Consider the following 578-nt stretch of genomic DNA (forward strand, 5'->3'; position numbering starts at 1 on the left):
GGGACTCATTTGAAAAGTAGAGCTGCTGTTGCATTTAAACCAGGAGAGCCACTTAAAATTGTAGAAATCGACGTAGAAGAACCAAAGGCAAAGGAGGTATTAGTAAAAATACTGTATACCTCAGTCTGTCATACAGATGCTTTTACATTATCAGGTGATGATCCAGAAGGTGTATTTCCTGCTGTACTCGGCCATGAAGGTGCTGGTGTTGTCGTTGCTGTAGGTGATGGAGTTACTTCCGTAAAACCAGGAGACCATGTGATTCCACTCTATACGCCTGAATGTGGAGAATGTAAATTCTGTCGTTCTGGTAAAACGAACTTATGTAGTGCCGTACGAGCAACGCAGGGAAAAGGATTGATGCCTGATGGAACAACTCGATTTTCATATAATGGAGAACCGATTTACCACTATATGGGAACGAGTACATTCAGTGAATATACAGTCGTGAACGAAATTAACTTAGTAAAAATTGATGACAATGCTCCGTTAGATAAAGTGGCTTTATTTGGTTGTGGCGTAACGACAGGACTTGGTGCGGTAAAAAACAATGCGAAAGTTGAAGAAGGTGCGGTAAC

1 protein-coding gene is annotated in these 578 nt (G+C 41.3%); it reads left to right on the forward strand.

The window, feature by feature from the left end; all coding sequences use genetic code 11:
• Window positions 1-9: 9 nt before the first annotated feature.
• Window positions 10-578: alcohol dehydrogenase catalytic domain-containing protein (locus AB1L17_RS31475; protein ID WP_412848845.1), on the forward strand; the 569-nt coding region annotated here is incomplete at its 3' end.

This window comes from Brevibacillus jepli (assembly GCF_047229145.1).
Taxonomy (GTDB): Bacteria; Bacillota; Bacilli; order Brevibacillales; family Brevibacillaceae; genus Brevibacillus.